Source organism: Cupriavidus cauae, assembly GCF_008632125.1.
Taxonomy (GTDB): Bacteria; Pseudomonadota; Gammaproteobacteria; order Burkholderiales; family Burkholderiaceae; genus Cupriavidus; species Cupriavidus cauae.
Genome location: NZ_VWRN01000053.1, coordinates 280,471 through 297,306 on the forward strand (window position 1 = coordinate 280,471; position 16,836 = coordinate 297,306).

Consider the following 16,836-nt stretch of genomic DNA (forward strand, 5'->3'; position numbering starts at 1 on the left):
CAAGGCAGAGGAGGAGACATGACGACGCTGGAAGAAGGCAAGCTGGTCTGGACGCCGTCGCCGGCGGTGCGCGAGCGCGCGCGGCTGACGGCCTTCATGCGATGGCTGCGCGAAACGCGCGGCCTCGCGTTCGACGATTACGACAGCCTGTGGCGCTGGTCGGTCACCGACATCGAAGCCTTCTGGGACGCGATCCGCGCCTACTTCGATGTCCGCTTCGACACGCCGGCCCGCCAGGTGCTGGCGCGCCGCGAGATGCCGGGCGCGCGCTGGTTCGAGGGCGCCAGCCTGAACTATGTGCAGCAGGTCTTCCGCCATGCGGGCGAAGGCGCGGCGCGCCAGCGCGCCGCGATCCGCCATGCCGGCGAAGCGCAGCCGCTGGCCGAATTGAGCTGGGACGCGCTGGAGTCGCAGGTCGCGGCATTGGCGCATACGCTGCGTCGGCTGGGCGTCGGCCGCGGCGACCGCGTGGCGGGCTATCTGCCCAACATCCCGCAGACCATCGTCGCCTTCCTCGCCACCGCCAGCGTCGGCGCGGTCTGGTCCGGCTGCGCGCCGGACATGGGTCAGGTCGCGGTGGCCGACCGCTTCCGCCAGATCGAACCGAAGGTGCTGATCGCCGTGGACGGCTACCGCTACGGCGGCAAGGCCTACGACCGCGCGCCGGTGGTGGCGCAGCTGGTCGACGCGCTGCCGTCGCTGACCGACCTGATCGTGGTGCCGCTGCTGGGAACGCCGGACGAGGTACCGACCACCGCTTTGGAAACTGCGCGGGCAACTGCGCTGAAAACTGCGCTGGAAACTGCGCCGGAAAGCGCCCCGGGCAAGGCGAGCGCGCTGCGCCGCCATCGCTGGCGGGACGCGCTGGCGCATCAGGTGCCGCTGCAGATCGACAGCGTGCCGTTCGACCATCCGCTGTGGATCGTCTATTCGTCGGGCACCACCGGCATGCCCAAACCCATCGTGCACGGCCACGGCGGCATCGTGATCGAGCAGCTCAAGCTGATGGCGTTCCACAACGACCTCGGCCCGGACGATGTCTTCCACTGGTACAGCAGCAGCGGCTGGATCATGTGGAATGCGCAGGTGGCCGGGCTGCTGCTCGGCAGCACCATCGCGATCTATGACGGCAATCCGGCCTGGCCCGACGCCGGCGTGCTGTGGCGCTTTGCGCAAGCCGCCGGCATCACGGTCTTCGGCGCCGGCGCGGCGTTCTTCACGGGCGGCATCAAGGCCGGCGTGGTGCCGTCGCGCGAGGCCGACCTGAGCCGCCTGCGCGGCATCGGCTCGACCGGCTCGCCGCTGCCCGCGGAAGCCTACGACTGGATCTACCGCAACGTTCGCGACGACATCTGGCTGGCGCCGATGTCCGGCGGCACCGACTTCGCGGGCTCCTTCGTCGCCGGCTGCCCGCTGCTGCCGGTCTACGCCGGCGAGATGCAATGCCGCTGCCTCGGCGCCAAGGTCGAGGCCTTCGACGAGGCCGGCCAGGCGCGGATCGACGAGGTCGGCGAACTGGTCTGCACCGAGCCGATGCCATCGATGCCGCTCTACCTGTGGGGCGACACCGACGGCAAGCGCTACCGCGACAGCTATTTCGATACCTACCCTGGCGTCTGGCGCCACGGCGACTGGATCAAGATCACCTCGCGCGGCGGCGCCATCATCTATGGCCGCTCGGATGCGACCATCAATCGGCACGGCATCCGCATGGGCACCAGCGAGCTGTACCGCGTGGTCGAGGAACTGCCCGAGGTGCTCGACAGCATGGTGGTCGACCTCGAATATCTCGGCCGCGATTCGTACATGCCGCTGTTCGTCGTGCTGCGCGAAGGCATCGCGCTCGACGACAGGCTGGTCGACACGATCCGCGCGCGCATCCGCGAGGCGCTGTCGTCGCGGCACGTGCCCAACGCGATCCTGCAGGTGCCGGGCATTCCGCGCACGCTGTCGGGCAAGAAGATGGAGGTGCCGATCAAGAAGCTGCTGCTGGGCCACGACCCGGACAGGATCGCCAACCGCGACGCGATGGCCAATCCGGACACGCTGGACTGGTACTTCGATTACGCGCGGCGTTACCTGAGCGAGACGAGCGCCGCGACGGCCTAGCGCATCGAGGGCGGGTGCGCCGTGCCTTGCCGCGCCCTCCCTCGCCCTGCCCTGGCCAGCCCCGCCGCGCCGCGCCTGCAGCGCCGAGCCCTTTCGTGGCCGTGCCCTGCCGTGCCGGTATCATGCGCCATCGCCCCGCCCGTTTTATCGCACGACCATGCCCAGCACTCCGAGGTTTCGCTTCCAGGACCAGGACCTGATCCGCATCGGCGACGAGCACAACGCCCTGCTGCTCGCGCCTTGGGCCGGCGGCCGCCTGGTGCGCTGGATCCATCGCGGCACCGACATCCTGTACTGGCCCGACGACGCCGACTGGTCGCGCCCGGCGAAGATCCGTGGCGGCAATCCGCTGCTGTTTCCCTTTATCGGCCGCCATTTCGTCGACGGCCAACCGGGCCAATGGCGCGATCGCAACGGCGTGGTCCGTGCCATGCCGCAGCACGGCTTCGCGCGCGACCTGCCGTTCGAGATCGCCGAGTGCGATCCGGCGCGTTCGATCACGATGGCGTTGACAGATTCGGACGGGACCCGCGACGCCTATCCGTTTTCGTTCCGCTTTGAAGCGAGCTACCGGCTGCTGGAAGACGGACTCGAGGTCGCGCTGGTAGTGCGCAATACCGGCACCGAGCCGCTGCCCTTCTATGCGGGACACCACTTCTATTTCGCCGTGCCGCACGCCCTGCGAGGCCGGTGCCGATTGACGATGCCGCCGGCCGAACGGTTGCGCCAGCGCGCCGACGGCAGCCTGACCGCGACCGAGCCCGGCGAAGGGGTCTACGCGCTCGACGACCCGCGCTTGCAGGACACCTTCCACCGCTTGCATGCGCCCGTTGCCGGAACGTGCGAGCTGGCGATTCCATCGGCCGAGGGCAGCGGCACGGGCCGCACGATCCGCATCGATCTCGAGGCCAACCGTGGGGCCGTCCCCTGGCAGGCCGTCACGACCTGGAGCGAACGCGAGGATTCGGACTTCTATTGCGTCGAGCCGTGGCTGGCCCTGCCCGATGCGATTCATCGGCCAGGAGAAACGCGATGGGTCGCGCCTGGCGACAGCACCGAAGCCGTTTGCCGGCTGCTTCCGACCTAGCCGCCTTGCGCGCGCAGCCGGATCGCGCATAAAATGGCCGCCTCACGCGGGCGTCGTATAATGGCTATTACCTTAGCTTCCCAAGCTAAAGACGTGGGTTCGATTCCCATCGCCCGCTCCACTTCAGCTTTCCATGGTGTTCCAAGGACGTCCATGGAGTGTTGCAAGTCATTGTCACGGTTCGGCTTTTCCAGAAAAGCCGTTCCAGTGACGTCCAGCGAAATCCACTGACGGCCGGCCCAAACTGGTACAAAAAGTGGCCCAAACAATGCGCGAACTTCCCCTGCCGCATTGTTGCTGGAGGAGCCGAGGTCCGATGGGAAACATGGCACTCAACTCGCTTTCATGGAGTTGGGATCATGCTTTCAGACCTCATGGCCCGGCAGGCCAAGTCCACCGGCAAGCCATACGCACTGGCCGACTTCGACGGCCTCTATCTCTACGTTTCCGCCATCGGCACCAAGGCTTGGCACTTCCGCTATTCGTGGTTTGGCAAGCGTGAGCGCATCACCCTAGGCAACTATCCGGCGCTTTCCCTGAAGGACGCCCGTGCACTTCGCGATGAAGCCCGCTCGCTGCTCGCCAAGGGCGTCAATCCCCACAGCGAACGCAAGCGCAAGCGGCACGCGATCGTCCTGGCCGGCGAGCACACCTTCATGGCCGTCTACGAGCAATGGCTGGCCCATCGCCGGCTCTCGCTGGAGGAAGGACGGCAGACCAGCCTGGAACAGATCGGGCGCGTCTTCAAGAAAGATGTGTTCCCCTCGCTACGGCACCTGACCATCTACGAAATCACCCGCGCGCACCTGCTGGACATCATCGGCAAGGTGGAGAAGCGCGGCTCGCTGTCCGTGGCCGAGAAGCTGAGGACCTGGTTCACCCAGTTGTTCACCTACGCCACGGTGGCGATTCCCAACATGGGCGATAACCCGTCCAGGGACCTGGAAGTGGTCGCGCTGCCGTTGCCGCCTGTCGAACACAACCCGTTCCTGCGCATGCACGAGCTGCCGGTTATGCTGCAGACACTGCGCAAGTACCGCGGGCGCCTGAACACGCAGTTGGGCATCCGGCTGCTGATGCTCACTGGTGTGCGCACCGGCGAGCTTCGCTTCGCCACGCCCGATCAGTTCGACCTCGACCGGGGCCTGTGGGTCATCCCGGTGGCCAGGCTCAAGCAGCGCGCGCTGCTGACCAAGAAGAAGCGCAAGCGTCTCATCGACATCCCGCCCTACATCGTGCCGCTGTCGGTGCAGGCGCAGGAGATCGTTCGCCACCTGTTGGACCAATGCAAGCCTGCCCAGGTCCATCTCATCCCAGGCGACTGGTGCCTGAAGAACCCGATCAGCGAGAACACGCTCAACGCCGCGCTCAAGCGCATGGGCTACGAGGACCAGCTCACGGGGCATGGCATCCGGGCGACGATCTCGACGGCGCTGAACGAACTCGGCTACCCGAAGAAATGGGTGGATGCCCAGCTATCGCATGCCGATCCAGACAAGATCAGCGCGACCTACAACCATGCCGAATACGTCGAGCAACGCCGCGTCATGATGCAGGACTGGGCTGATCGCCTGGACCTGTTCGAGCAGAACCAGGTCGAGGTTGCCAGCCGGCATCTGACCATCACGCTCCAGGGCCTGCCGACCATCGCCGGCCAGGCGGCCGTGCAGCCGCCGGTGGTCGACCTCACCGCGCCGCAGCTGATCGTGACCGCGCCGACGTCCAACCAACCCGAAGCGCCGGCATCGGTGCAGCGGCTGTCGGCCGTGCGCATGCCCGAGTACGCGCGGCCGCGCCTGTCGGAGGTGCAGCGCGGACGCCTGCAGGTGCTGGAGACCTTCGAGGCGCCGCACAACCTCTCGGTGGCGGACTACGCCAAGCTCGCGGGCAAGTCGCGCCGCTGGATCACCTACGAGATCCAGGCCGGCAACCTGCTGTCGATCCACATGGGGCACCGCGGGCAGCGCGTGCCAGACTGGCAGCTCGATCCGCTCAAGCGCAGGCTGGTCCAGTCTGTCCTGAAGCAACTGCCACGGGGCGTCGACACCTGGGACATCTACCACGCACTCCTGCGCTCGTACGAGGCTCTCGGGACACGGCCGGCCATCGAAGCCGTCAACCCAACGAACCTGCACCTTGCCGCGCGGCTGGTGGCCGCACAGTGCATGCAGGCGAGCGAGCCAGTCGTGACGACAGAGTTCCCTGAGCAGGTCCGGCAAAGCGTGCAGCGGCTGGTGCGCGAAGCCGTCGCTGCCGACGCCGCCGAAGTGGCGCCCGGAGACTGATCAAGCCAGGGGCGCGCCGAAGTTCGGTCAGGCGCTTGCCTGGAGCGCGTGGAAGAACGGCTCCAGGCGGGCGCTGCCCGTATCTCGACGGCTCAGGAAGTACGTGGTGAGCGTCAGCGCGCCCTCTTGCAAGGGACGCTGGACAACGCCAAGGGAACGATGGCCCTCAATGCGGGTGGCGGGTGCCAAGCAGACACCGTAGCCGGCGGCCACCAAGGTCATCATCAACCCGAACGATGTGGCCGTCGTGACGGCCGAGGGGACGACGCCGGCGGCCGTCAGCAGTGAGTCGATTTGCCCACAGTAGCCGACACAGTCGCGCCCATCCAGGGCGATCCAATGGTGGTCGGCCGCCTGCTCCAGGGACACTGACGCGAAGGCCAGCAAGGGGTGATGGGCCGACACGGCCAATGCCAGCGCGTCGCGCCAGACGGGTCGGACTTCGATGCCTTCAGGTGCTGCGGGCGATTGGCAGAGGCCTGCCTCGAAAGCCCCCGCGAGCAGTCCTCGATGCTGATCCTCCAGGCGCTGTTCGTGAAGACGAATCGGGTTGTCCGGATGACGCCTACGATGTTCTGCCATCGGTACCGACAACCGGGGATAGGCCAAGCAGTCCGACAAGGCAATGTTCAAAGAATCGGAAGCGATCATCGTGTCACCTGCACAACGCCGACACTGGAAAAAACCGCGTGCTATCGGCCAATGAGATAAGTTTAACGTGGTTTAAATTCGCGTGAAACGTGACGCTTCTGTTGATGCAGAAGCGATCAGTGCAACGCGGGAGACCTGCGGGAACAAGAACCTATGAAAGCGAGCCAGCGCGCGCTTTCGGCGTTGCCGTGCGCGAGGCACGGTCCGCGAAGGCGCTGGCGCAGGAGGTGCTGGCGGAACAGGCGGGTATCGCGCGATCGCACATGGGCAAGATCGAGCGCGGCGAGCACATGCCCACGCTAGTGTTGATCCTGCGGATCGCGAAGGGGCTGGGTTGCTCGGCCGCGGCACTGATGGCTGCGACCGAGGCGCAACTGTCCGAAAAACAGGAAGACGCTGTCTAGGTCGGCGTTGCGTCTCTCGCCTACAACGAGGTAGTACGCAGGCGCCGCATTGCCGTCAATGATTACCTATCGATAGACGGGATGGCGACGGCACAGATCCGCCACCTGCTGTCTTACTCGATCCCGCACGGCCATTAATCCAACACCACCGGTTTCCAATGCATCCAGCACGTCGCACAACCAGCCGGCCAGTTGCTCGCACTCGGCCACGCCGAAGCCGCGCGTGGTCACGGCGGGCGTGCCGATGCGCACGCCAGAGGTCACAAACGGCGAACGCGGGTCGCCCGGCACGCTGTTCTTGTTGGTGGTGATCCAGGCATCGGCCAGCGCCGCGTCCGCATCCTTACCGGTGTAGGGCCTGGCGGACAGGTCGATCAGCATCAGGTGATTGTCGGTACCGCCCGAAACGATTTTGTGGCCGCGCTGCTGGATCACCGCGGCCATGGCGCGAGCGTTCGCCACCACCTGGCGCTGGTAGGCCTTGAATGCAGGTTGCAGCGCCTCCTTGAACGCCACCGCCTTGGCGGCGATAACATGCATCAGCGGCCCGCCCTGGACGCCGGGGAATACGGCGGAGTCGAGCTTTCTGTAAAGGCCCTCGTCCTGCCCTTTCGAGAGAATGATACCGCCACGCGGGCCGCGCAGGGTCTTATGGGTGGTGCTGGTGACCACGTGAGCGTGGGGCAACGGGTCAGGATACTCGCCTGCCGCCACCAGGCCGGCGACATGGGCCATGTCCACCCAGAAGATGGCACCCGCCCTGTCGGCGATGGCGCGCATGCGTGCCCAGTCCTTGTGCCGCGAATAGGCGGAGAAGCCGCCGATCAGCAGTTTCGGCCGTGCCTGCATCGCGATGCGCTCCATCTCGTCGTAGTCAATCAGCCCGGTTTGGGGGTCGAGTCCATAAGGCACGATCTTGTAATGGCGGCCGGAGAAGTTGGATGGGTTACCGTGGGTCAGGTGGCCACCCTGAGCCAAGTTCATGCCCATCACGGTATCGCCGGGATTGGCCAGCGCCAGAAACACGGCTGCGTTGGCCTGGGCGCCGGCATGGGGCTGGACGTTGGCCCAATCACAGTCGAATAGCACCTTGAGCCGCTCGATGGCTAAGCGTTCGGCCACGTCCACATGCTCGCAGCCGCTGTAGTAGCGCTTGCCTGGGTAACCCTCGGCGTACTTGTTGGTGAACACCGAATTCTGGATGGCCATCACCAAAGGGCTCGCGTAGTTCTCGGAGGCGATCAGTTCGACATGATCCTCCTGACGGCGCGCTTCGTGGTGGACTGCCAGGGCAAGTTCCGGGTCGAAATCGGCGAGGGCAACAGAAGTGTCATACATGGTGTGCGTCCTGGTCGGGCGGATAGCGGTTGGGGTTGGACGTCATACGGTGATGTCCATCGGCTGAGTCGGAACAGACCAAACCTCGCAATCAACCAGGTCCGATGAAAGCAGGCGCGCTACACGCACCACGATGTCGTCAATCTGACGCTCGTCGCAAACGAATGGTGGCAATAGCCTGATCACGGTGTCTCGGGTCACGGTGATGAGCAGGCGCTGCTCAGCCAGCGCGCGCCCAACTAGTTCCTTGCAGGGCCGGTCCAGTTCGATACCCACCATCAGTCCCAGGCCGCGAATGGCGAGGACGTGCGGGTGACCTGCCAGCGCCTTGCGCAGGCCCACCAGCAAGCGAGCGCCCAGCACCATGGCGCGCTCGGGCATCCTGTCACGGGCCATGATGTCGAGGACGGTGCAGGCCACCCGGCAAGCCAGCGGATTGCCGCCGAAGGTCGAGCCGTGCTGGCCCGGCGAGAACAGGTCTGCCGCAATACCGCGCGCCAGGCACGCGCCGATGGGAAAGCCATTGCCCAGCGCTTTCGCCAGGGTCACCACATCCGGTGAGATGCCCGCGTGCGCGTATCCGAACCACGCGCCGGTGCGCCCCATGCCGGCCTGGATCTCGTCGAGCATCAGCAACCAGTCCCTCTGGTCGCACAAAGCGCGCAGTTCGCGCAAGTATTCGGCACTGGCCACCCGAATGCCACCCTCGCCCTGTACAGATTCGATCAACACCGCCACGATGTCCGGGGATTGTTCTGCCGCCTGGCGTACCGCGCTGATATCACCGTAGGGAGCACGCAGAAAGCCAGGCAGCAACGGCCCGAAACCCTGCTGGTTGGCCGCGTTGTCCGTGGCGGCGAGCGTGGCCAGCGTGCGGCCATGGAAGGCGTTGCCCATGACTAGGATCTGCGGTCGTGCCACCTGCCTGCGATGGGCATGCAGCCTGGCCAGCTTGAGGGCGGTTTCGTTGGCTTCCGCACCCGAGTTGCAGAAGAAGGCGCTTTCCATCCCGGTCAGCGCACACAGGCGTTCCCCCAACTGCTCCTGCCAGTCGATGCGGAACACGTTGGAAGTGTGCAGCAGCGCCCCGGCCTGTTCGGCGATGACGGCCGCGATTTCCGGGTGGGCATGACCCAGGCTGGTAACCGCGACACCGGCAATGGCATCTAGGTACTCCACGCCCTGCTCGTCCCAGAGCCGCGCGCCGTTACCGCGCACGAATGAGACAGGTTGGCGGGCGTAGGCGCGCATCAGGTGAGGGGCGGTCGTCTGCATGGGAGATTCCTCGAATTCGGCACGGTTGGCGTAACCGTCAGTCCGTGTGTTGAAAGCCTCGGTCATCACTTCACCCTCTCGTTTGCAGGCGTAGGCGTAATGACCGATGTACGTACCCGCAGCAGCACCCGCCCGTTGAGCACAGCATGCGCCGCCAGCCCTAGCACCAACCCCCAGAACGCCCCGCCAATGCCCAGCAAGGTGATGTTGGCGGCGGCCGCCAGAAACGTGATCAGTGAGGCTTCCCGGGTCTTGGCATCGGACATGGCGGTGGCTAGGCTGCCGCCGATCGTCCCCAGCAGGGCCAGGCCCGCCAGCGTGGTGATGAAGGTCGCCGGGAAGGCCATGAAGACCGCGGCCAGCGTCACCCCGAACACGCCGATCAGAACGTAGAACACCCCAGCGGCCATCCCCGCGATCCAACGCCTGGACGGGTCTTCGTGTGCCTCCCGGCCCGTGCAGATGGCGGCGGTGATCGCCGCGATGTTGAAGGCGTGCGAACCGAACGGCGCCATCAGCAGCGAACCCAGGCCCGTGATGGTCACGATGGGGTTGGCGCTGGTCTTGAAGCCGTCATTGCGCAATACCAGCATGCCCGGCATGTACTGCCCGGTCAGGGTAATGAGGAACAGCGGCAACGCCACGCTCAACAAGGCGTTGAGCGAGAACGCGGGCATGGTGAACACCGGCGCGGCCAGTTTCAGGCTCAGTCCCGACAGATCGACGCGGCCCTGCGCCAGCAGGAATACCAATCCCAGCACCAGGATGCCCACCACCGCATAGCGCGCGGAAAAGCGCTTGAACACCAGATAGGCGGCGATCAGCAGTCCCGCCAGCAGCGGATCGACGCTCAAGCCGCCGAAGGCGCCAGTGCCGAATTGCAGCAGGATGCCGGCCAGCAGCCCGGCAGCCACGCCTGGCGGTATCAAACGGATAACGCGCTCGAACCAACCCGACAGGCCCAGCAGCACAAAGGCGGCAGCCGAGATCAGGTATGCCCCGACGGCCTCGGCATAAGGTGTGGTTGCCAGTGCTGTGACCAGAAACGCCGCTGCCGGCGTGGACCAGGCGGTGATGATCGGTTCGCGGGATACCCAGCTCAAAATGATGCCTGTCACGCCCACGCCAATGGAAATCGACCACACCCACGAGGCCGTCAGCTCCGGGCTCAGGCCCGCGACCTTGGCTGCCTGGAACACCAGGATGAAAGTGCCGCCATAGTTGACGATGACCGAAATCAGTCCGGCCACGACGGGATGGGTGAGATCGTTCCAACGAACGGGCGAAGCTGAAGGATCCGACGGCATGATCTGAATTGGGCTCCTGGCATGGGGATGAAATGACCATGAGACGATAGACTTGTAATGGCATGATGTTCCCTACCAATTTCTAGATGAAGTACCTACCAATTGTTCAAGCATGCCCAACTTGAATCCGTCAAAGCCTGGCTCGGCGACCCCGCGCACGGCGCCTTGCCCCTGCATGCACGGGTACAGCGGGCCATTCGCCAGTTGATCCTGGATGGCGCGCTCGATGTAGGCCGCCCCCTGCCCGCGTCGCGCGCGTTGGCGAAGTCGCTGGGGGTGTCCCGCGACACGGTGGAGTCGGCCTATGGCCAGTTGCACGCCGAAGGTTTCATTGAGCGGCGGGTCGGCAGTGGCAGCTTCGTGTCCGAGCAGGCCCGGTGGCTGCCCGGGCGCGGCAGACCACGGCGCACGAGCGTGGATCGCAAGGCACCCCTGCGCCTGAGCCGGCGCGGCGATGCCATGCTCCAGGGCGGCGGCGTGCGCGACTTCCTGATGTCGCGCCCCTTCGCGCCCGGCGTGCCGGAGACGCGCAGCTTTCCGCTGCCAACCTGGGAGCGCTTGCAGCGGCAGGTGTTGAAGGAGTACGGCACCCTGGCGCTGCTGCACAGCCCACCGCAGGGCATGGAGCCGTTGCGACGCGCCATTGCCGCCTACGTCAACCTCGAACGAGGCGCGCAGGCCACACCCGAGCGCGTGCTGGTGCTGACCAGTTCCCAACAGGCCATGACCCTGTGCGCCACCGTGCTGCTCGATGCTGGCGAGCGCATCTTCATCGAAGACCCCGTGTACCACGGGGCGCGCAAGGCATTTGACGCCGCCGGGTTGGATTGCGTGCCCGTGCCGATGGATGACCAAGGCATGCAGATAGCGCACCTGCTGGCAAAGGCGCAGACCCCTTGCAATGCCGCCCGGGCGGTGTTCCTGACGCCCTCGCACCAGTTCCCAACCGGGGCTACGCTGGCGTTGGACCGGCGCCTGGCCGTCATCGAATGGGCCCGCCAGCACCAGGCTTGGATCATCGAGGACGACTACGACAGCGAATTCCACTACGAAGGCAAGCCCACCGCATGCGTACAGGGGCTCGACCCCCACGGCCGCACGATCTACATCGGCACCTTCACCAAGTCGCTGTTCCCCGGCCTGCGCATCGGCTACATGGTGCTGCCGGAGGCTCTGGTGTCGGCCATGACCGTGGCCCGCACCCTGCTGGATGGGCACAGCGCACCGATCCCGCAGCTCACCCTGGCTCGCTTCATCGAGGGTGGGCATTTCGGAGCCCATGTGCGAACCATGCGGGCCGTCTATGCGGAACGCCGCGATGTGCTGGCGCAGCTGGTGCGCCAGCACCTGGCCGACTTCGTGGAGCCCAGAGTGCCCGCTGGCGGGATGCAGATGCCTTGCGTGTTCATCCGCGACATTCCCGAGCGCGAGGCGGTGGAATCGGCACGGCGGGTCGGCATCGACCTGCTGGGGCTGACCGCGCTGCATGCATCGCGCAGCCATGCATCGGGCAGGGATGGGGCTGGTTTCCTCATGGGATTTGCTGCCCATGCACCCCATGAACTGGAGATCGCTGTCAAGAAGCTGGCAAGCGTGCTGCGTGCGCTGTGTCGCCGATCATCATGAGGCGGCGCTGGCGCCTTTCGTGCTGCTAGCTCCGCGTCAGGGACAGGTAGGGGTTGTCCGGCGGGACTTCCGCGAACAATGCCGAAGGCGCCGCCAACAGATAGCCGTGCAACCGCCGCGACTTGCGCGGCCCGGTGACTTCGCAGGTCCAGATGTTCAGGCCGCTGTCCTGTTTGCGGTGCAGCCCCAGCTTCTCGAAGCGCTTCTGCACCCATTGCCAGTCGTGCAGATCGTCCTGTCGGGCCAGCGCCTGGATCTCCGGATGTTCCTGCACGTAGCGCTGGAAGACGCCGGGGCTGACCAGGTACGCCGTGCCATCGACGGTATGCACCAGTGCCTTCGCATCGTTGATGATGAGCTTGCGCGACTCGATGCCTTGCCTGAGCCAGGCGATGAAGGCTTCCCCGGACGGCGTGGCCTTCGCGGGAGCCGGCATCGTGGCAGGACCGGTCAGCGCCGAATGGGTCACTGTCACAGTTGCTCCGGCGGATGGTGACGGCGGTTCCGCGCCGGCGGACGATGCACCGGCGGTGGCTGCGCCGGATGCATCGAGCATCGACAGCAGATCGGAGACCGGGTCCGCGAGCCCGGCCGGGGAATCCGCCACCCCAGGGGGCGGTGAGGTGGCCGGGATGCCGTCGGAGCCCGGCGCTGCCTCATCGCCAGGGAGGGGCTCTTCCGTCGTGACCGTGCCGGCGAACGGTGCGGGACGCTCGCCCGACTCCCAGATCAAGGCCGGCGACAGGCGCAGGAAGGTAAAGCTGTGCGACCAGCCGGTGCCGCTCGTGACGGTCGCCCGCCAGATCGCCTTCCCATCCGGGGCGGGCTGCACGATGCCATGGTCCTGGAGCACCGAGAAGACGGCGGTGTTGTTCGATGGGATGCCTTCGATGCCCTGCGACAGGAGATGCGCGCGCAGTTTGTCGCTGACCGTCTTGCTGACGAGCCAGAGTGCGTCCTGGGTCAGCCATCCATCCGACGGGCCGCCGGGCTGGTTCAGCTTGAACTCCTCGCGCAGCAGGTAGCGCAGGCCATCCAGCAGCTTGCGCTGCAGCGCATGCTTCGGCGCCGCCATGGCCCTGGCCGGATCACCGCCGAGCGCCAGGGCCACCGATGCCTGGTCGGCCTTGACGACCAGCTCGCCCAGCGTGCCGGCATGCTCGTACTGGCCCGCCAGCACGTACAGCAGCGCCGACCACAGGTCCTGGTAGTCGCTCAGCCAGTCGAGGATGCCGGCATCGAGCACACGGGTGTAGAGCAGTCCCGTGGCGGCGCCATGCAGCCGGTACTCGCGATCCGTCCGGTAACGAAAGCGGTACGGCTGCCGCAGCGGCCCGTGCCAGGGGTGCCAGACCAGGCCATCGGCCTGCTCGACGTGCAGGTCGACCGCGATCTTGCCAATGTCGTGCAGCAGCGCGGCGTAGGCGGTCCCGGCGGTCCAGGCCTCGGCTTGCGCGGCCTGGGCCTCCGGCGAGGCGCCGGCCGGAAGCAAGTGGGACTGCCTCAGTTTGAGCGCGTAGGCCACGATCTCCAGGCCGTGGTCCAGCATGCCGCCCGGCCAGGCATGGTGATGCGCCTCCGAGGCCGGGAACTGCTGGACCAGTTCGGCGTAGCGCTCCAGCGGCGCCAGGTACAGCGAGCGGAACTGCCGACGCGACAGCGAGGTGCGCTGCCAGATATGTTCCAGCAGCCGCCGCCGGTGCGGCTCCGCCAGCAGCGATGTGGCCGACTGCGGTGGCGTCAGCCCTTTGGCAGGCTCGACAGGTGGTGGCGCGGCGGCAGCGGCCAGCGGCACCCGTTTGCGCTGGAACAGCGAAAGCATGGCGACATCCTGGTGATGGGCTGGCCGGAGGAGCCTTTTGGCCTTTTCGGGTAGGGCCTTTCCCCTTGAGGCCATTCCCTTGCTCCATCCCCAGCCCTTTGGCCTTCGACAAGCCCTTTGATATAGGGGCAGTCGGCTTCGTGTGCCGCAATCAATGCGGAGCCGGTGCGCTCCAGGATCGGGCGGAACAGGCACTGTGTTTTCACCGGATCAGGCCGTTTCAACCGGCGCTGAAAGCGCAGCAGGCCCTGAAACCCCTGCGCCCGAAGGCATGCTTGTCGAGAATGAAGTAAGGAAGTAAGATTTCCTTTGAAACTTACGGAGACCTCCCATGCTTGCCAAGCTCACTTCGAAAAATCAGATCACGCTGCCCAAGGCGGCCGTATCCGGCGTGGATGCGGCGGAGTACTTCGACGTGACTGTCGAGGGCGGCCGGATCATCCTGACGCCCGTGCGGGTCCAGAAGGCCCAGGCCGTGCGCGAGAAGCTGGAGCAACTCGGGATCACCGAGCAGGACATCGAGGATGCCGTGGCCTGGGCACGGCAGTGATGCGCAGGGTCGTCCTCGACACCAACATCGTGCTGTCGGCGCTGATCTTCAGTGCCGGACGACTGGCCTGGATACGCCAAGCCTGGCAGCAACAGCAGTTGCAGCCGCTGGTCTGCCGGGAGACGGCCAGTGAACTCCTGCGCGTCCTGGCCTATCCCAAGTTCAAGCTGTCGACCTTGGAACAGCAGGAGTTGCTGGCGGACTTTCTGCCCTACGCCGATGTGGTGGAACTGCCGGCGCCATGGCCAGACCTGCCGGTCTGCCGCGACGAGAAGGACCAGGTGTTCCTGGTGCTCGCGCATGTCGGCAAGGCGGATGCGTTGATCACGGGGGATGCGGACATTCTCGCCATGCGAGAGGACTTTCCCGGCTTGATCATGACCGCCGAAGCATTCGCGGCGCGGCAGGCATGAAGGAAACCGGCACGGCCTTGCCCAACGACCGTGGAACGACCATGAGGTAGCCAACCATGAAGCACACCGCACGCATGACCACCGCAGCGCGACTCGGCCGCTGGCTGGGCGGTGTATGGGGCGGTTGCCTGCGCGCGGAGCGTCGGGTGCATCAATGGCTGATGGCGCAAGGACTGCCGGCGGGCGGTGCAGCGGTGCTGATCTGGGGGGTCAAGCTGGCGACCCTCGGCGTGTTGCTGTATGTCTCGGTGTGGGCGGCGCTGTTGCTGGTCGCTCTCGCTGTGGCAGCCAGGATGGCGGAGCAAGCGCCGCAAGGTGACGATGATTTCCTCGGACGCAAGGCCGAAGAGCTGGATCATCGCGAAAGCCTTGCCTACGACCCCATCAACTACAGCGATGACCCAGATCCACGATTCGAAGACGATTGAACCGGCGGTTGGAGCTATTTCTGCTTGGCCGCACCGATCATCAAGCCGCCGCCCCTGCCACCGGCTTGTCCGGCATCCCGCGTGCCAGTACTCAATCCTTGAAGCACGTTGCCTGCACGGATACCAGCCCAGGCCAATGCCGCCACCCAGAACGTGGGCAAGATCAAAAACATCGTGGCCATCACGAAGTTCAGCAGCATGTCTCCGAAGGTGTTGTTGAGGCCCACCAGCGGATCGAAGTTCGTGTGCGGCCGGTTCCAGCCCCACCCCCAGCCGTAGAGTGCATCGAGGATCGTCGAGTCGATCCAGCGGGCGAGCTGAAACCAGAATTCGGTGAAGAACAGCGCGAACTGCACCACGCTCACCGTGACCACGGTCTTGAGGTCATAGGTGCCGGTCAGCATCACCAGCGGGATGCAGATGACCAGCGCCATCTTGAGCAGGGACAGCACCATCGGCAGCGCCTGCCGCACCACGTCCATCGCCGGGAAATAGCCCAGTGATCCGACGGTCAGCCCCACGTCGCTGGCGGCGCGGGTGACGATATTGGGCAGCGTCATGTCGATCTGGCCACCGTAGTCCGTGTAGACCGCCCCCTGGTTGAGCTTCTGCTGGCGAGGGCTTGCGACGGCGCGGATCACCGAGTCGTTGACCTCGGACTGGCTCAGGAAGCCCGCCCAGCCGACCAGTCGCGTCAGCAGGCTGGGATCGACCTGGGCCAGCAGTCGTGCCCGCAGGCCGTGGTCGCCGTCGGACCACCACTGCCGGCAGGTCGGGTAGCCGCCCCCGCCGGGCACCTGGGCTAGGCCGGCGTCGCGCGTGGCGTCGAACGGCCAGGCATCGCGCGGAGTCCTGGAGCGGTAGCTGTCGTAGAAGCCGGCGGTGCCGACGAAGTAGCTGGAGCCGATCCAGGTGACGTCGTGCATCTGCTCCTCGCTCAGGCTGGGCCGGGTCATGAACAGCTTGGCGCGGGCGGGGCCGTAGCAGTCGCGGGTGAAGTCGCTGATCTCCTGGGCCAGCACCGGGTCGTCGATGCGGGTCGCGTCGATGTCCATGCGGATCTGCCGCAGGTCGGTGCCGCAGGGAATGGCCGCGACCGAGGCGCCGGTGATCGCGCGCGAGATCGCGTGCATGGCGAACCACCACACGGGCACCTTGGCCGATTGGTTGTTGATCGTGCTGAACGATTGCGACCAGCCGGTATCGGTCGGATCCGGGAAATTCACCTGGCACTGGGTCGAACGCGAGCGGTCGTACTTGATGGTGTTGAAATCGACATCAATGAAGGGAATGCCCGCGAACATGATCACCACGATGGCAACGAAGACGCGGTTCTCGATGCGAGCCGAGGACAGCACGCCCTTGTTGCCTTCGTCCGCGCCTTCCGCGCGGGCCTTCAACCATTCCTGGATGACGATCGCCAGGAACGGGATGGCGAACACACCGCTGGCGACCAGCACCGACCAGATGCCGTTATGGACCACCCAGGACACCAGCGTCAGGTAGTACTCCAGGTAGTCGGTGGTGTACAGCGTCATGGC

At 65.8% G+C, this 16,836-nt stretch carries 14 protein-coding genes and 1 tRNA gene; 9 read left to right on the forward strand and 6 right to left on the reverse strand.

Features of this window, described 5'->3' with window-relative positions; translation table 11 throughout:
* The first annotated feature begins 18 nt into the window (after positions 1–18).
* The 4 genes from F1599_RS20275 to F1599_RS20290 all read left to right on the forward strand — a co-directional run bounded on the left by F1599_RS20275 (position 19) and on the right by F1599_RS20290 (position 5,481).
* The gene (locus F1599_RS20275) at positions 19–2,109 is read left to right on the forward strand and encodes an acetoacetate--CoA ligase (protein WP_150084244.1); all 2,091 of its coding nucleotides are present in this window, start codon (positions 19–21) and stop codon (positions 2,107–2,109) included.
* Between the two features lie 157 nt (positions 2,110–2,266).
* Complete coding sequence (locus F1599_RS20280) at positions 2,267–3,196, forward strand: aldose epimerase family protein (RefSeq protein ID WP_150084245.1); 930 nt, start codon at positions 2,267–2,269, stop codon at positions 3,194–3,196.
* Between the two features lie 46 nt (positions 3,197–3,242).
* A tRNA-Gly gene (locus tag F1599_RS20285) sits at positions 3,243–3,317 on the forward strand.
* Between the two features lie 238 nt (positions 3,318–3,555).
* Positions 3,556–5,481: a tyrosine-type recombinase/integrase gene (locus F1599_RS20290; RefSeq protein WP_024889553.1), complete on the forward strand. Its 1,926-nt coding sequence runs from the start codon at positions 3,556–3,558 to the stop codon at positions 5,479–5,481.
* Between the two features lie 27 nt (positions 5,482–5,508).
* Here the strand turns inward: F1599_RS20290 and F1599_RS20295 are convergent, their stop codons facing one another.
* Positions 5,509–6,132, reverse strand: coding sequence for a LysR family substrate-binding domain-containing protein (locus F1599_RS20295; RefSeq protein WP_150084246.1), 624 nt, complete (start codon positions 6,130–6,132; stop codon positions 5,509–5,511).
* Positions 6,133–6,236: 104 nt separating this feature from the next.
* On the opposite strand from F1599_RS20295, the gene F1599_RS20300 reads away from it, so the two are divergent.
* Positions 6,237–6,536, forward strand: a complete 300-nt coding sequence (locus tag F1599_RS20300) for a helix-turn-helix domain-containing protein (RefSeq protein WP_024889555.1) — start codon at positions 6,237–6,239, stop codon at positions 6,534–6,536.
* A 66-nt stretch (positions 6,537–6,602) separates the two neighbouring features.
* Here the strand turns inward: F1599_RS20300 and glyA are convergent, their stop codons facing one another.
* From glyA to F1599_RS20315, 3 genes are all read right to left on the reverse strand, one after another.
* A complete protein-coding gene (gene glyA, locus F1599_RS20305) occupies positions 6,603–7,874 on the reverse strand; it encodes a serine hydroxymethyltransferase (protein ID WP_150084247.1) in 1,272 nt (423 codons plus the stop codon).
* 42 nt (positions 7,875–7,916) lie between these two features.
* Positions 7,917–9,149 carry an aspartate aminotransferase family protein gene (locus F1599_RS20310; protein WP_150084248.1) on the reverse strand — a complete coding sequence of 411 codons (1,233 nt, stop codon included), beginning with the start codon at positions 9,147–9,149 and terminating at the stop codon, positions 7,917–7,919.
* Between the two features lie 65 nt (positions 9,150–9,214).
* Positions 9,215–10,456: a benzoate/H(+) symporter BenE family transporter gene (locus F1599_RS20315; protein ID WP_150084249.1), complete on the reverse strand. Its 1,242-nt coding sequence runs from the start codon at positions 10,454–10,456 to the stop codon at positions 9,215–9,217.
* A 102-nt stretch (positions 10,457–10,558) separates the two neighbouring features.
* Between F1599_RS20315 and pdxR the strand changes: the two genes are divergently transcribed.
* Positions 10,559–12,082, forward strand: coding sequence for a MocR-like pyridoxine biosynthesis transcription factor PdxR (gene pdxR, locus F1599_RS20320; protein WP_150084250.1), 1,524 nt, complete (start codon positions 10,559–10,561; stop codon positions 12,080–12,082).
* A gap of 25 nt (positions 12,083–12,107) precedes the next feature.
* On the opposite strand, the gene mobH is transcribed toward pdxR, so the two are convergent.
* Positions 12,108–13,904, reverse strand: coding sequence for a MobH family relaxase (gene mobH, locus F1599_RS20325; RefSeq protein WP_150084251.1), 1,797 nt, complete (start codon positions 13,902–13,904; stop codon positions 12,108–12,110).
* Positions 13,905–14,235: 331 nt separating this feature from the next.
* Between mobH and F1599_RS20330 the strand changes: the two genes are divergently transcribed.
* The 3 genes from F1599_RS20330 to F1599_RS20340 are packed head-to-tail and all read left to right on the forward strand — an operon-like array spanning position 14,236 to position 15,295.
* The gene (locus F1599_RS20330) at positions 14,236–14,454 is read left to right on the forward strand and encodes an AbrB/MazE/SpoVT family DNA-binding domain-containing protein (protein WP_150084252.1); all 219 of its coding nucleotides are present in this window, start codon (positions 14,236–14,238) and stop codon (positions 14,452–14,454) included.
* The gene (locus F1599_RS20335; protein WP_029578099.1) at positions 14,454–14,867 is read left to right on the forward strand and encodes a putative toxin-antitoxin system toxin component, PIN family; all 414 of its coding nucleotides are present in this window, start codon (positions 14,454–14,456) and stop codon (positions 14,865–14,867) included. The genes F1599_RS20330 and F1599_RS20335 overlap by 1 nt, the downstream gene beginning before the upstream one ends.
* Before the next feature lie 56 nt (positions 14,868–14,923).
* The gene (locus F1599_RS20340; protein WP_024889561.1) at positions 14,924–15,295 is read left to right on the forward strand and encodes a DUF3742 family protein; all 372 of its coding nucleotides are present in this window, start codon (positions 14,924–14,926) and stop codon (positions 15,293–15,295) included.
* Between the two features lie 14 nt (positions 15,296–15,309).
* On the opposite strand, the gene F1599_RS20345 is transcribed toward F1599_RS20340, so the two are convergent.
* Positions 15,310–16,833 carry a conjugal transfer protein TraG N-terminal domain-containing protein gene (locus F1599_RS20345; protein WP_150084253.1) on the reverse strand — a complete coding sequence of 508 codons (1,524 nt, stop codon included), beginning with the start codon at positions 16,831–16,833 and terminating at the stop codon, positions 15,310–15,312.
* Positions 16,834–16,836: the final 3 nt, after the last annotated feature.

Bases quoted from the DNA above. Each gene is read 5' to 3' on its own strand.
- F1599_RS20275 (WP_150084244.1), top strand. From the start codon at position 19: ATGACGACGCTGGAAGAAGGCAAGCTGGTCTGGACGCCGTCGCCGGCG.
- F1599_RS20280 (WP_150084245.1), top strand. From the start codon at position 2,267: ATGCCCAGCACTCCGAGGTTTCGCTTCCAGGACCAGGACCTGATCCGC.
- F1599_RS20290 (WP_024889553.1), top strand. From the start codon at position 3,556: ATGCTTTCAGACCTCATGGCCCGGCAGGCCAAGTCCACCGGCAAGCCA.
- F1599_RS20295 (WP_150084246.1), bottom strand. From the start codon at position 6,132: ATGATCGCTTCCGATTCTTTGAACATTGCCTTGTCGGACTGCTTGGCC.
- F1599_RS20300 (WP_024889555.1), top strand. From the start codon at position 6,237: ATGCAGAAGCGATCAGTGCAACGCGGGAGACCTGCGGGAACAAGAACC.
- glyA (WP_150084247.1), bottom strand. From the start codon at position 7,874: ATGTATGACACTTCTGTTGCCCTCGCCGATTTCGACCCGGAACTTGCC.
- F1599_RS20310 (WP_150084248.1), bottom strand. From the start codon at position 9,149: ATGCAGACGACCGCCCCTCACCTGATGCGCGCCTACGCCCGCCAACCT.
- F1599_RS20315 (WP_150084249.1), bottom strand. From the start codon at position 10,456: ATGCCGTCGGATCCTTCAGCTTCGCCCGTTCGTTGGAACGATCTCACC.
- mobH (WP_150084251.1), bottom strand. From the start codon at position 13,904: ATGCTTTCGCTGTTCCAGCGCAAACGGGTGCCGCTGGCCGCTGCCGCC.
- F1599_RS20330 (WP_150084252.1), top strand. From the start codon at position 14,236: ATGCTTGCCAAGCTCACTTCGAAAAATCAGATCACGCTGCCCAAGGCG.
- F1599_RS20335 (WP_029578099.1), top strand. From the start codon at position 14,454: ATGCGCAGGGTCGTCCTCGACACCAACATCGTGCTGTCGGCGCTGATC.
- F1599_RS20340 (WP_024889561.1), top strand. From the start codon at position 14,924: ATGAAGCACACCGCACGCATGACCACCGCAGCGCGACTCGGCCGCTGG.
- F1599_RS20345 (WP_150084253.1), bottom strand. From the start codon at position 16,833: ATGACGCTGTACACCACCGACTACCTGGAGTACTACCTGACGCTGGTG.